We start from the raw sequence: 13,677 nt of genomic DNA, 5'->3' as shown, positions 1-13,677 counted from the left end.
GCCGGGCAGGGGCAGCGGCGCGCGGCGCGGAGGGCCGGGCGATTCGGGGGGGGCGCGGGCGCGCGGCCCCGCGCCGCGGCGCGGGGCCGCGCCGCGGCCACAGAATACGGCATCGCGCCGGAACGCAGCCATGCCGGCGTCGCCGAGATGATCGCGGCGGAGGCCGCGCGGGATGACGGCATCGAGGCGGTCGCGATCATCACGCCCAACGACACGCATCACCGCTTCGCGCTGGCGGCCATGGCGGCGGGCCTCGACGTGATGCTGGACAAGCCGATGACCAACACGGTCGCCGAAGCCGAGGAGGTCGCGCGCGCCGCCGCCGCGCGCGGTGTCGCGCTGGTGCTCACGCATGGCTATTCCGGCTATCCGATGATCCGCGAGGCGCGCGCCCTCGTCGCCGCGGGCCGCATCGGCGCGGTGCGTTCGGTGCAGCTGGAGTATCTCGGCTCCGGTCTTGCCGCGCGCGTGGAGGATGCCCCCGACGCCGCGAGGCGCTGGCGGCTCGATCCCGCGCGCAGCGGCCCTTCGCTGGTGCTCGGCGACATCGGCACGCATGCGCACCACCTGGCGAGCTTCGTCTGCGGCGAACCCTTCCACGCCGTCAGCGCCGAGGTCGGCGCGCTGATGCCGGGGCGGCGCGTGCATGACTATGCGCATCTGCGCTTCCGCCTGCCCTCCGGCGCGCGCGGCGCGATGACGCTCTGTCAGGGCGCCGCCGGCGTCGAGAACCACATCCTGCTGCGCGTCATCGGCAGTGAGGGCCATCTGGAATGGCGCCACGCGGCGCATAACGAGCTGCGCCTCTGCCCGCTGGACGGCCCGCCCGTTCTGCTCTCGCGCGGCCAGCCCTGGCTCTCCGCGGCGGCAACCCATGCCACGCGATTCCGCCGCACCGGGCATCCCGAGGGCCTGCACGAGGCCTTCGCCAATCTCTACGGCGATTTTTCCGAACTCGCCGCGGCGCGGCGCCTCGGCGTGCCGCCTGACCCGCTCGCAACCTCCGCCCCGGGCGCGCGCGACGGCTTGGCCGGGCTGCGCTTCGTCGCGGCCTGCCTCGCCTCGAACGCCGCCGGCGGCGCCTGGACCGAACTGGACGACATGACGGCATGAAGAACGAGTTCCTCGGCTACCTGCGACCGGACGGCAGCGCCGGCACGCGCAACCGGCTGCTGGTCATCTCGATCCTCGGCCTCACCGGCGGACCGGCACGCCGCATCGCACGGCAGGTACCCGGCGCGCTGCTGATCGAGATGCCCTATGGCCGCGGCCAGTTCGGCGAGGACCGCGCGATGATGCGCCGCATGCTCGCCGGCCTCGGCAACAACCCCAATGCCGGCGGCGTGGTGCTGGTCGGCGCCGACCGGCTGCGGTTGGATGCGGTGGCGGAGGCGATCGCGCCGTCCGGCAAGCCGCTCGAGGCGATCGCGCTGGACGACGTGCACGAGGATTCCCTGGCGCTCTCCGACCGCGGGCTGCGGCTTGCCGCGGCGATGGCGCGCGACATCTCCCGCGCACGCCGGGTTCCGCTTCCGGCTTCGCTGCTGCGCCTCGGCATCGAATGCGGCCATTCGGACGCAACGAGCGGCCTCGGCGCCAATCCGATTGCCGGGCTCGTCGCCGACCGCATCGTGGATGCGGGCGGCGCCGCGGTGTTCGGCGAGACGATGGAGTGGCTCGGCGCCGAGCATGTTCTCGCCGCGCGCGCCGCCACGCCGGAAATCGGCCGCGCGATCGTGGAGGCGGTGGCGCAGCGCGAAGCCTGGGCGGCCGCGAGCGGCGAGGACCTGACCGGCAACAACCCGGGGCAGGAGAACATCCGCGGTGGCCTTTCGAGCATCGAGGAGAAGTCGCTCGGCGCCATCGCCAAGGGCGGCTCCCGTCCCGTGCAGGGCGTGGTGCCGCATGCCGCGCCGCTGCCCGGACCGGGGCTTTGGGTGATGCAGGGGCCGGCCTTCTCGCCGCCGTCCATCACGGGCTTCGTCGCCGCGGGCTGCACCATGCTGATCTTCACCACCGGCCCCGGCAATTCCTATTGCGACGCGCTGGCGCCGACGGTGAAGGTCACGGTCAATCCGAAGACCGCGCAGCGCCTGACGCAGCAGATCGACTTCGACGGCTCCGGCCTGATGCTCGGCACGCGGGAGCCGGAGGAGGCGGCGGATGCGCTTTTCGCGCAGCTGCTGGACCATGCGAGCGGCACGCGCTGCTGGGGCGAGGTGCTGGACGAGGGCGGCTACGCCTTCGCGCGGCTGGGGGCCGATTTCTGATGAGCGCACGCTGGGACCTGCTGGCCATAGACGCGCAGGACGACGTCGCCGTCGCGCTGCGCGACCTGCCGGATGGCGTCGCACGGGTGCGCGCGGGGGACGCCGTGCTGCCGCTCTCGCTGCGCGGCGCCGTTCCTCTCGGCCACAAGGTCGCGCGCCGCGACCTGCCGCGCGGCACGCCCATCCGCAAATATGGCGCAGTGATCGGCGAGGCGATCGCTGACATCGCTGCCGGCGAACACGTGCACGTGCACAACATGCGGAGCCTGCGGGCCCGCCGGAGGGAGGAACCATGACAACATCACGCCGCACCCTGCTCGCGGCCGCCGCCATGCTGGCCGCGCCGCGCCTCGCCCATGCATATCCGGATCGCTCGATCCGCCTGATCGTGCCCTTCGCGCCGGGCGGCGGCACCGACACCACGGCGCGCATCGTCGCGCAGGGCCTCACGGAGCGGCTTGGCCAATCGGTCGTCGTGGAGAACCGGCCCGGCGCGGGCGGCGCCATCGGCATGGCCGCGGCGGCACAGGCGCCGGCGGATGGCTACACGCTGGTGATGGGCCATGTCGCGACGCATGTCGTGAACATGGCGGTGCACCGCAATCCCGGCTACGACACGGCGCGGGCCCGGCGGGCCCGCGGCCGGCCCCCCCCCGCCCCCGCCCAATGCCGCTGGGGGGGGCCCCGCACCCCGGCCCCCGCCCGGGCGCCCGCCGGCGGCGGCCGCGGCATCACCTCGACGGCCGCGAACATTGCCGTGGTGAATCCGCAGCGCCAGCCCGGCATCAACACGGCGCGCGATCTGGTGGCGGCCTGCCGCGCGAAGCCGGGCGAACTTTCGTACGGCACCGCCGGCGTCGGCTCCCCCGCGCACATCACCACCGCGCTCTTCCTGCGCACGGCCGGCGTCGAGGCGCAGCACGTGCCCTATCGCGGCGGCGCGCCGGCCACCACCGATCTCGTGGCGGGCAATCTGGATTTCATGTTTTCCGGCGCATCGGATTGCATCCCGCACATCCGCGCCGGGCGCCTGCGCGGCATCGCGGCGGCCAGTGCGAAGCGCCTCTCCGGCGCGCCGGAGATCCCGACCATCGCGGAGAGCGGCTGGCCCGACTTCTCCTTCGAGATCTGGCACGTCATCTCGGCCCGAGCGGGCACGCCCGCGCCGGTGCTCGACACGCTGCGCAACGCGACCGCCGCGACGCTGACCAGCCCGACCGTCATCGAGCGCATCACGGCAATGGGCGTGGACGCGACGCCGACCACGGGCCCCGCGGCGCAGGCCAAGGTGGATCGCGAGCTCGCGCTCTGGGTGCCGATGATCCGCGCGGCGGGGATCACCGCGGAGTAGGTGCCTCCGCCCGCCGCCACGCCGTGACCTGCAGCGCGGAGGCGTGCACATGCACCACCGCCGGCACGCGGCGCGGCGCCAGCGCCGCATCCAGTGCCGGCGCGACCTCCGCCTCGGTGCGGATCGTGTAGCCTTCCGCACCGAAGGCGCGCGCCCAGGCGGCGAAATCGGGGTTCACGAGGTCCGCCGCTGCCGCGACCGGCCGGCCGGGATAGCGGTTGCCGTGATGCATCCCGATCGAGCCATAGGTGCGGTTGTCGGCGACGATGATCACAGGCGCGACACCGTGTCGCATGGCGGTCGCGATCTCGTTGCCGGTCATCAGCGCGCCGCCGTCGCCGACCACCGCGATGGCCTGGCGGCCCGGATGGCGCAGCGCCGCCGCGACCGCCATCGGCACCGCCGCGCCCATGCCGCCCACCGCCGAACCCAGGAAGATGCGGCGAGGCCCGAATGGCACATGGCGATGCACGAAGGAGGTGAAGTTACCCGCATCCGTGCTGAGCATCGCATCCGGCGCCATGCGCGCGGCGAGCGCGATGCAGACCGCGGCGAAGTTCACGCCATCCGGCGCGGGATCCTGGCGCGGTGCGGTCAGCTCGCGATGGATGCCGTTGAGCGTCGCGATCCAGGCCACGCGCCCGGACGGGAAACCCGGCTTGCGCGCCAGCAGGCCGGCGACCACGGCATGCGGATCGGCGACGATCGGAAGCTCGGCTCGGAACACACGGTTGATCTCGAGCGGGTCCGGCCAGACATGCACGAAGGGAAGCTGCGGGTCGGGCGCCGCGGGCCAGGTGTAGGACTGGCTGACCACATCGGTCATGCGTTCGCCAAGCGCCACCAGCAGGTCGGCCTGCTTCATCGCCGCCATCAGCTTCGCCTGCACGCGGTTGCCGACATAGCCGGCGTAATGCGGATGCGCGCTGTCGAAGATATGCGGCCAGCGATGCGTCGGCGCCATCGGCAGCATCCAGCGCTCTGCCAGTTGCGCGATGGCCGCAAGCTGATCCGGGGTGCCGTCCGCCAGGCTGCCGACATGCACCAGCGGCCGCTCCGCCCTGGCCAGGCGTGACGCCAGTTCGTCGAGCTGCGCCGCCGAGGGCTGCGGCGCCGTGCGCGGCCGCGGCGCCGCCAGCGGCAGGTCGTCGGCCGGATCGTCCAGCAGATCCTCCGGCAGGATCAGCGCCACCGGGCCCGGGGTGCCGGATTCCGCCAGGTGGTAGGCGCGCGCGACCGCTTCCGAGACCTGCGAGCCCTGCGCGACCTCGATCACCGCCTTGGTCACGTCGCCCAGCAGCTTGCCGTAGTTCTGTTCCTGCAGCGCGCCACGGCCCATGTCGCGCCGCTCGATCTGCCCGACCAGCAGCAGCATCGGCACGGCGTCGTGGAAGGCTGTGTGCAGACCGATCATCGCATTCGCGACACCCGGCCCGCGCGAGACGAGGCACAGCCCCGCACGGCCGCCACGCATGCGCCCATCCGCAACCGCCATGTAGGACGCGCCACCTTCGTGGCGGCACACTATCAGCCGCAGTTCCGGCAGGTCCGTCATCGCGTCCGTCAGGCCCAGGAAGCTCTCGCCGGGGACGCAGAAGATCAGGTCGGCGCCATGCGCGACCAGGCTTTCGGCGACCAGCCTCCCCACGCTGCGCGGCATGGCCTACTCCGCCGCCGAAGCGCGCGCGGCGCTCCCGAGCACCGGCGTCAGCCAGTGCCGGTATTGCGGCACCGCGCCGGAAACCACGTCGAAATAGAGTTTCTGGATACGCCGCGTCAGCGGTCCGGGCCGCCCATCGCCCACCTCGTAGCGGTCCACCGAATTGATCGGCGTCACTTCATGCCCGCTGCCGCAGAAGAAGGCCTCGTCGCAGATGTAGAGCTCCGTGCGGTCGATGTCGCGCTCGATCACCTCCAGGCCGAGCTCCGCGCGCGCCAGCTCGATCAGCGTCTCGCGCGTGATGCTCTCCAGGATGTCGGCGGTGACGGGCGGCGTGATCAGCTTGCCGTGGCGCACCATCATGAAGCAGGCGCCCGGGCCTTCCGCCACCTTGCCCGCCTCGTTCAGCAGGATCGGAATCTGGAAGCCGTTCAGCCGCGCGTCGATATAGGCAAGGCGGGAATTGTGGTAGTTCGACCCCGCCTTGATCCGCGACGGCGAGGCGAGATCCGAATTGCGCCGCCAGGTCGAGATGCAGGAGGCTACGCCGTCATGCACCGCCTTCGTCGTCGGCATGGAGAAGGCGAGGATGAACATGCCGGTGCGGATCTCGCTCGGCAGGTAGTCGGTCAGGTTGCCCATGTCGAAATAGGCGACGGGGCGATAATGCACCTGGCCGCGATAGCCGCAGGCGCGGATCAGTTCGAGGCTCGCCGCCTCGATCTCCGCATCGCTGTAGGGGATGGTCATGCGCATGATCTTCGCGCCCTGGCGCAGCCGCGCGATGTGGTCGGCATGGCGGAACAGGAACAGCTCCTGCTCCGCTTCGCTCCAATAGGCGCGGATACCCTCGAACACGTTCTCGCCGCGCAGCACGCATTCGGTGGCGACATGCATCGTCGCCTGTTCCCAGGGCACCAGCTTGCCGTCCAGCCAGACGAAGGGCGCGCTCTTGGCCATGCGGTTCAACTCCCCTGGTCGATCTCGATGACGAGGTTGCCCTGCGCATCCAGCGTGAAGCTCGCGTCGGGCCCGATCACGGTCGTGGATTCGCGTTCCTCCACCACCGCCGGCCCGCGCAGCATGACGCCCGGTGCCAGGCGATAGCGGTCATACACCGCGCAGGCTGCCATCCCGGTCTGCGGGAACCACACGTCGCGCGTGCCCTTGCGCGCCTCGCCGCCGATGCTGCGGCCGAGCGCGCCTGGAATGTCCGGGCGGCTCGCCGTGGCGTGCAGGCGCCAGCTCAGAACCTCCATCGGCAGGCCTTCGATGCGGCGGTCGAACAGGCGCTCATAGGCGTCGAGGAACGCGCGCTCCACGCCCGCGGCATCGAGCGATTCGGGCAGCGGCACGGGGATGTCGAAGCCCTGGCCGACATAGCGCATGTCCGCGCCGCGGCGGAACGTCACGTCGCGGGGCGCGGCGCCGGCTTCCACCAGCAGCGCGCGCGCTTCGGCCTCCATCGTTGCGTACTGCGTCGCGACCTCTCCCCAATCCACGGCGGAAAGCCGCCGCACGCCGCTGCGCACGAGGTCGATGGCCGGCGCCGCGACGAGGAAGCCGAGCGCCGAGGCCACCCCCGCGCCCGCAGGCACGACGATGCGCGAGAGCTTGAGCAGCTTCGCCAGCCCATAGGCGTGGACCGGGCCTGCACCGCCGAAGGCCATCAGCGCGTAGCGCCGCGGATCGCGCCCCTTCTCGGCGATGTACATGCGCGTCGCCGCCGCCATGTTCTCGTTCACCACCGCGTGGATGCCGGCCGCGACCTCCAGCACGGACATGCCGAGCGGTTCCGCCAGTTGCTCCTGCATCGCACGCTCCACCGCGGCGCGATCAAGGCCCATCTCGCCGCCGAGGAAGTATTCCGGCGAGAGATAGCCGAGCAGCAGGTCCGCATCCGTCACCGTCGGCCGCCTGCCGCCGCGCCCGTAGCACACCGGGCCCGGCACGCTGCCCGCGCTCTCCGGCCCCACCGTCAGCAGGCCCATGGCGCTGACCGCGGCGATGGAACCCCCGCCGGCGCCGATCTCGATCAGGTCGATCACCGGCACCTTCAGCGGCAGCCCGGAGCCCTTGCGGAAGCGGCGCACCCGCGCGGCTTCGAAGGTGGAGGAATGCTCCGCCTCGCCGTCCTCGATCAGGCACATCTTCGCCGTGGTGCCGCCCATGTCGAAGCTGATCATGTCGGAGAGGCCGCAGGCCTGCCCCACATGCATCGCCGCCATCGCGCCGGCCGCGGGCCCACTCTCAATCAGCTGCACCGGATTGGCGCGCGCATGCCGCACGGTGGCGATGCCGCCGGCGGAGAGCATCAGGTGCAGCGGCCCATCCAGCCCGCGCCGCCGCAACTCCGCCTCCAGCCGCGCCAGGTAGCGATCCATCAGCGGCATGACGTAGGCGTTCACGCAGGCGGTGTTCGCACGCTCGTATTCGCGGATCTCCGGCGCCACCTCGCAGGAGAGCGTGACGGGCACGCCCGGCAATTCCTCGCGCAGGATTTTCGCCAGTTGCCGCTCGTGCGTGGCATCGAGGTAGCTGTGCAGCAGGCAGACGGCCACCGCCTCCACCCCCTGTGCGCGCAGCGCGCGCGCGACCTGCCGTGCTTCCTGCTCGTCGAGCGTCTTCAGCACGCGGCCTTGCGCATCCAGCCGCTCCGTCACCACATGCCGGCGCGGCCGCGGCGCCAGCGGCTCCGGCTTCTCCAGCGCCAGGTCGTAGAGATCGTAGCGCATCTCTCGCCCCATCTCGAGGCTGTCGCGGAAGCCGCGCGTGGTGACCAGGCCGATGCGCGCGCCCTTGCGCTCGATCACCGTGTTGGTGACCAGCGTCGTGCCATGCACCACCTGCTTCACGGCGCTGATCCCGGCGCCCGCCTCGTCCAGCAGACGCGCGATGCCGTCGAGGATCGCGCGGCCGGGGTCCTCCGGCGTGGTCAGGCGCTTGCCGGTCATCACGCGGCCGGCGGCCTCGTCCACCAGGACGAAGTCGGTGAAGGTGCCGCCAACATCGACACCGATGCGCAAGGGTCGCACGGTCATGCGTCCACACCATAGTCACGTCGCGCGCCGTCCGGCGTGACGTAGCCATCCTCGATGTCCCGCCGCAGCGCGGCCGGATCACGCGCGCGCGGATCGCCATAGCCGCCGCCGCCGCCGTAATGCATCACCAGCCGGTCGCCCGGCTGCAGCATGGAGCGGCCCTTCGGATGCGGCTTCGTGCCGTCGCGTTTCGCCACCAGCGCCGGCGCGCCTGCGCCGCCCTGCACCAGCCCCGCCGCCGGATGCTTCATGCGATCGGCGATGAGCGAGAGCCGCACCGGCTCGTCCGACATCACCTCCAGTTCCACTTCCTGCCCAAGCCCGCCGCGCCACTGGCCCGCGCCGCCGCTGTCCGCCAGCAGGTCCTTGCGCCAGATCAGGACCGGGCAGCTCGCTTCGTAGGCTTCCACGGAACCCGAGCCGGAATTCGTCGGGAAGGCCGTGGCGTTCAGCCCGTCGCGCCCCTCGCCGGCGCCCATCCCGCCGCTGCCGAACAGCACCTGGGAGAAGCGGTCGCCGCGCCGGTCGCGCCCCGTCACGACCGGCCGCGGCGAGGGCGAGGCGCTGTCCGCGATCACCTTGCCCGGCACCACCTGCGCCAGCGCGCCGTAGATCGCGCCCGAGAGAAAAAGCCCCGTCAGGTGCCGCGCATTCACCGCCGCCGGATAGCGCGGATTGAGGATGGATCCTTCCGGCGCCTTCACCGTCACCGCGCGATAGCTGCCCTCGTTGCGCGGCGTGTCGGGATCCAGCGCGCATTTCAGCGGATAGACCGTGTAGGCGTAGGTGTAGTTCATCACGCTGTTCAGCCCGCGCGCCACCTGCGGCGAGGTGCCTTCGTAGTCCACCGTCAGCGTGTCGCCCGCGACGGTCACGGCGCATTCGATCCGCGTCTCGGCATCCTCATAGCCATCGGCGTGGATCACATGGCGCCAGGTGCCATCCGGCAGCGCCGCGATCGCCTTGCGCATCGCCTGGTCCGCACGCGCCTGCAATTCCGCGGACAGCGCGGTGAGATCCTCGAGACCGGTGTCGTCCAGGAACTCCAGTAGCCGTCGCGCGCAGACGCGCTGCGCCGTGACCTGCGCGGCGACATCGCCCATCACCTGGTCGGCCACGCGCACATTGGCGCGGATCATCTTGACCAGCTCGCGATTCTCCCTGCCCTCGCTCATCAGCTTGGTGGGCAGGATGCGCAGGCCTTCCTCGTACACCTCCTGGCAATCGGCCGACCACAGCACGCCACCGATATCCGGCATGTGGGAAGTCGCGCCGGCGAAGGCGATCAGCCTGCCGTTGCGGAACACCGGGGAGACGGTGGTGATGTCCAGCAGGTGCCCCGTCGCCATCCAGGGGTCGTTGGTGATCAGCACGTCGCCGGGCCGCAACTCCTCCACCGGGATCTCGGCCAGCATGTGCTTCAACGTGCGCGGCAGCAGGCCGACGAAGCTCGGGATGCCGGTGGAGTTCTCCGCGAGGCTCGCGCCCGCGGCATCCATCAGCACCGTCGCGTAGTCGTTCGATTCGCGCACGATGGTGGAGAAGGAGGTGCGCAGCAGCGCCGCCGCCGCCTCGTCGGCGATGGAGATCAGCCGGCTCCAGAGGATCTGGAGCGTCACGGGATCGAAGCCGGTCTCGCGCATGCACTCTCCCTCGGGCAACGGCCTAGAGCGACCGCCCGATCTCATGGCCCTCGAACACCGCTTCCAGCGCCGATCGCGGCGCGGCGCAATCCCCCGCCAGGTGCAACGACAATTCCGGCATCACGGCGCGCAGCTCCGCGGCCAGCGCGTCACGTGGCACGCCATGCGCGGGCGCGACCATGGCGTCGAACTCGCCGCAGGCGCGCATCTCGCCGGTCGAGAGATCCGCCAGCACAGCGCGCCCTGGCCCCTCCCAGGCCTGCACCGCCTGCAGGGCCAGGATGCGCACGCCCGCCGCGCGCAGGCGCTGCCGCCAGGCGAAGGAGGAGTAGATGTTCACCTGCCAGCCGGGCGTGCCCGTCGGCGCGATCAGCGTCACGCGCCGCCCTGTGCCGGCGAGCCATTCCACGAAGCCCGCCACGGCGAAGCTGCCGAGCACATCCTGCACCGCGACGCGATCGGGCAGCGCATCCGGCGCCGCCAGCGCCTGCTCCATCGTCAGGCCGCGGCCGCCGCCGGGAAAGACGGTGGCGGCCGGCTCCGCGCCGAGGGCGAGCACGACCGCATCCGGCGCCGCCTCCTGCACCCCTGCGGCATCCGCGCGCTTGCCGAGCCGCATGCGCACGCCGGCCCGCGCCAGCACACCGCGCTGCCAGTCCAGCAGCTTCGCCATCTCGCCGCGCAGCGATCGATGGCGTTCGGTCCAGGTCAGCGCGCCGCCCAGCTGGTCACGCGCCTCCCACAGTTCCACGTCATGCCCGCGCCGCGCCGCCTGGATCGCGGCCTCCATGCCCGCCGGGCCGCCGCCCAGCACCAGGATGCGCTTCCGCTGCGCGGCGGGCTCCGGCGGCTCAGGCCACTCCGTCTCGCGCCCTGCGCGGGGATTCGCGAGGCAAGTGATCGGCAGGGATTGCGCGAGGAAGCCGGCGCAGCCCTGGTTGCAGGAGAGGCAGGGGCGACCGTCCGCCTCGCGCCCCTCCGCCGCGCGCCGCACCAGCGCGGGCTCCGCGACATGCGCGCGCGCCATCCCGACCATGGCGATCGTGCCGTCGGCCAGCATCGCCTCCGCCTCCGCCACGCTGCGGAAGCGGCACACGGCGAAGACCGGCACGTCGCGCCCCGAATCGCGCAAGGCGGACGCGATGCCGCGCGGCAGGTGATGGAAGGCATCCGCCGCGAAGCCCATGTCGGCCATCTGCGTCGAGATCGTGTAGCTGCCGTGATACGCGCTGTGGCTGACATTCACGAAGTCCACCGCCACCTCGGCGCAGAGCCGCGCGACGATGCGCTGCATGTCCGGCAGCGTCAGCCCGCCCTCGAGGCATTCGTCGGCCGAGACGCGCAAGCCCACCGCCGCGCGGTCGCCGACCACGGCGCGCACGCGGCGCAGGCATTCCAGCGCAAGGCGCATGCGGTTCTCTTCCGAACCGCCCCAGGCATCGCTGCGCCGGTTCACCGCCGGCGAGAGAAACTGCTGCAACAGATGCCCATGCGCCATGGTGAGCTCGATGCCGTCCAGCCCGGCCTCGACCAGGTTGGCCGCCACCTCGCCATGCGCGGCGATCACCTGCTCGATCTCCGCCTCGGTCATCGGATGCGGCGGCGGTGCGGTGGGCGACCACGGCACGGCGGAAGCGGACCAGGAGGGCATGCGCGCGAAATTGCCGTCGATATGCCGGCCCAGATGGATCACCTGGCCGAACAGCCTGGCACCTTCCGCCTGCACCGCCTGCGCGATGCGGGCGAAGCGCGGGATCGCCGCGCGCTCGTAGCCGTTCACGCCCTGCCGCCGGCCGAGCGAGGAACGGTGCACCCGGATGCCTTCGAAGATGATCAGCGCCGCCCCGCCCGCCGCCCGTTCGCGGTGATAGGCCAGGTGCCGGTCGGAGGGCAGGTTATCCTCGCCGTAGTTCGTCGTATGCGCCGGGACCAGGATGCGGTTGCGCAGCGTGACGCCGCCGATGCGGAGCGGACGGAACACCGCCGGATATCGTTGCATCCCCGCAGCCAGCCCGTCCGGCATCCGCCACCTCCGGCCGCAGTCTTGACGCGGCGGCGCATGAAGGCAACCGTAGATGTCCGGACAATCGCGCGCAGCGCGGGCCGCAAGCGGGAGACGGGAACGATGAAGCGCAGGGACGTCTTGCTCGCCGGCGCCGGGGCCTTCGCCCTGCCGGCCTATCTGCAGCTCACCAGCGAAGGCGCGCTGGCCCAGGGTGCCGGCCGCACGCTGCTGATCGCCGCCCCCGGCACGCCGGAAGGCTTCGATGGCGACGCGCTGCGCCCCGGGACGCAGGAAGTCGTGGTGCAGGTCTATGAGGGCCTGACGCGCTACGGTCGCGTGCAGCGCGGCGACCGCACCTATCTCGACCCGTCCGAGATCGAGGGCCATCTCGCCGAGAAATGGCAGGCTTCCGACGACGGGCTTCGCTACGTCTTCACGCTGCGCGAAGGCGTGAAGAGCCCGCATGGCAACGAGCTCACCGCCGCCGATGTCGAATGGTCCTGGGCGAAGAGCTTCGCGCAGCGCCGCACGGGCGCCTTCATCGCCAATGTGTCCAACGTGACGGCCGTGAAGGCGCTCTCGCGGCGGGAGGTGGAGTTCACCCTCTCCGCGCCTTCCTCCATCTTCCTCGCGGCGCTGACGCTCTACGTCCCCGGCATCTACGACAGCACGGAAGTCAAGAAGCACGCGACGGCCGAGGATCCCTGGGGCCTGCGCTGGATGGAGTCCAACACCGCCGGCTTCGGCGCCTATCACCTGCGCAACCTGCGCCCCGGCGAGCAGGCCGAGTTCGTCGCCAACCCGAACTACTTCCGCGGCTCGCCGCATTTCGAGCGGGTGATCTATCGCGCCGTGCCCTCCGGTGCGTCGCGCACCACGCTGCTGCGCAGCGGCCAGGTGCAGTGGATCGACCGCCCGACCGTGCAGCAGGTGCTGGACATGCAGCGCGACCGCCGCGTGAAGGTGCAGGACCAGGCCGGCCGCGCGATGGCCAGCGTGCGCATGAACTGCGCGATGCGCCCCTTCGATGATGTGCGCGTGCGCCGCGCGATGAACTACGCGGTCAACAAGGATGCGATCAAGCAGGGCGTGATGCTCGGCACCGGGGAGATCGCGCGCAGCATCGTCCCGCCGATCGTGCGCGACTACGATCCCTCCTTCTTCGCGTACGACCACAATCCGGAGCGCGCCCGCGCGCTGCTCGCCGAAGCCGGCTTCCCGAACGGCTTCGAGGTGGAGCTGCTCTTCTCCAACATCTGGTGGTGGGAGGAGCCGATGGCGGTGCAGATCGCGGACCAGCTCAAGGCGGTCGGCATCACCTGCAAGCCGCAGCGCATCACCGGATCGGACCTGCGCGCCCGCGGCGCCCCGGCGCGTCAGGACATGCCGCTCTTCACCTTCGAGGACGGGCCGATCGTGCTCGATCCGGTCTATGCGCTTGCGCTGATGGCGGCGTCCAATGGCGTGTCCAACCGCGCGAAGTATGCCAACCCGGCCTTCGATGCGCTGGTGCAGCGCGCCCGCACCAGCCCCGATCGCGCCGTGCAGACCCAGGCGGTGAAGGAAGCCCAAAGGATCTGGATGGAGGACGCGCCCTGGATCCTCACCGTCTATCCGCAGACCTTCGAGGCGATGGCGCCCAACATCTCCGGCTGGGTGCCCCACCCGGACGAGCATGAGCGCTGGGCGGACCTGAAGGTCGGCTGA

10 protein-coding genes are annotated in these 13,677 nt (G+C 71.5%); 5 read left to right on the top strand and 5 right to left on the bottom strand.

The genetic code is table 11. From position 1 onward, the window contains the following. The 4 genes from AC1MIR_RS19740 to AC1MIR_RS19725 all read left to right on the top strand — a co-directional run. Nucleotides 1-1,113, top strand: a 1,113-nt coding sequence (locus AC1MIR_RS19740) for a Gfo/Idh/MocA family protein (protein WP_480029896.1), incomplete at its 5' end; no start/stop codon positions are given. Then, nucleotides 1,110-2,270: a UxaA family hydrolase gene (locus AC1MIR_RS19735; protein WP_480029895.1), complete on the top strand. Its 1,161-nt coding sequence runs from the start codon at nucleotides 1,110-1,112 to the stop codon at nucleotides 2,268-2,270. The genes AC1MIR_RS19740 and AC1MIR_RS19735, both read left to right, overlap by 4 nt. Further along, the gene (locus tag AC1MIR_RS19730) at nucleotides 2,270-2,566 is read left to right on the top strand and encodes a UxaA family hydrolase (protein ID WP_480029894.1); all 297 of its coding nucleotides are present in this window, start codon (nucleotides 2,270-2,272) and stop codon (nucleotides 2,564-2,566) included. Before AC1MIR_RS19735 ends, AC1MIR_RS19730 begins: the two co-directional genes overlap by 1 nt. Continuing rightward, nucleotides 2,563-3,621 (top strand): Bug family tripartite tricarboxylate transporter substrate binding protein, encoded by a 1,059-nt coding sequence (locus AC1MIR_RS19725; RefSeq protein ID WP_480029893.1) that lies wholly within the window; start codon nucleotides 2,563-2,565, stop codon nucleotides 3,619-3,621. The genes AC1MIR_RS19730 and AC1MIR_RS19725 overlap by 4 nt, the downstream gene beginning before the upstream one ends. Here the strand turns inward: AC1MIR_RS19725 and AC1MIR_RS19720 are convergent. Genes AC1MIR_RS19720 through AC1MIR_RS19700 form a run of 5 tightly spaced genes read right to left on the bottom strand, consistent with a single transcriptional unit; the run spans nucleotide 3,608 to nucleotide 11,946 of the window. Further along, nucleotides 3,608-5,281 carry a thiamine pyrophosphate-dependent enzyme gene (locus tag AC1MIR_RS19720; RefSeq protein WP_480029892.1) on the bottom strand — a complete coding sequence of 558 codons (1,674 nt, stop codon included), beginning with the start codon at nucleotides 5,279-5,281 and terminating at the stop codon, nucleotides 3,608-3,610. The two genes, AC1MIR_RS19725 and AC1MIR_RS19720, sit on opposite strands and share 14 nt — an antisense overlap. 3 nt (nucleotides 5,282-5,284) lie before the next feature. Then, a complete protein-coding gene (locus AC1MIR_RS19715; RefSeq protein ID WP_480029891.1) occupies nucleotides 5,285-6,241 on the bottom strand; it encodes a branched-chain amino acid transaminase in 957 nt (318 codons plus the stop codon). Nucleotides 6,242-6,246: 5 nt separating this feature from the next. Further along, nucleotides 6,247-8,322, bottom strand: a complete 2,076-nt coding sequence (locus tag AC1MIR_RS19710) for a hydantoinase/oxoprolinase family protein (protein WP_480029890.1) — start codon at nucleotides 8,320-8,322, stop codon at nucleotides 6,247-6,249. Beyond that, entirely contained in the window at nucleotides 8,319-9,965 is a 1,647-nt protein-coding gene (locus tag AC1MIR_RS19705; RefSeq protein WP_480029889.1) for a hydantoinase B/oxoprolinase family protein, read from the bottom strand. Before AC1MIR_RS19705 ends, AC1MIR_RS19710 begins: the two co-directional genes overlap by 4 nt. A gap of 22 nt (nucleotides 9,966-9,987) precedes the next feature. Then, nucleotides 9,988-11,946: an oxidoreductase gene (locus AC1MIR_RS19700; RefSeq protein ID WP_480029888.1), complete on the bottom strand. Its 1,959-nt coding sequence runs from the start codon at nucleotides 11,944-11,946 to the stop codon at nucleotides 9,988-9,990. Nucleotides 11,947-12,090: 144 nt separating this feature from the next. Here AC1MIR_RS19700 and AC1MIR_RS19695 point away from each other — a divergent pair, with 144 nt between their 5' ends. Continuing rightward, the gene (locus AC1MIR_RS19695) at nucleotides 12,091-13,677 is read left to right on the top strand and encodes an ABC transporter substrate-binding protein (protein WP_480029887.1); all 1,587 of its coding nucleotides are present in this window, start codon (nucleotides 12,091-12,093) and stop codon (nucleotides 13,675-13,677) included.

The sequence above is a fragment of the Falsiroseomonas sp. RANM36 genome, assembly GCF_056682175.1.
This window is presented reverse-complemented; position numbering and strand designations above follow the sequence as displayed.